Genomic DNA, 265 nt, shown 5'->3' on the forward strand with positions numbered 1-265 from the left:
CGACACCACCCCGCACGCGGTCGTCCGAAGCCGCCCCTTCCTCCTCCTCGCCGCGGCATTCACGCTGTCGGCGTTCGCGGTCTACGCGGCCGTCACCACCCTGGTCCCGCTCGTGACCGAACGCGGCTACACCACCAGCCAGGCCGCCTGGGCCCTCGGCCTCGGCGGCGCGGGACAGACCCTCGGCCGCACCCTCTACGCATCACTCGCCCGCCGTACGGGGGCCACGACGCGCACGGTCGCCCTCATCACCCTTGGTGCCCTG

Annotated in this window: 1 pseudogene; it reads left to right on the forward strand. The window is 74.0% G+C overall.

The window, feature by feature from the left end:
- Positions 1 to 265 (forward strand): annotated as a pseudogene (locus VR44_RS40690) (MFS transporter); the annotation flags it as partial.

Origin of the sequence: Streptomyces katrae, from assembly GCF_000966975.1 — a bacterium.
GTDB classification, from domain to species: domain Bacteria; phylum Actinomycetota; class Actinomycetes; order Streptomycetales; family Streptomycetaceae; genus Streptomyces; species Streptomyces katrae.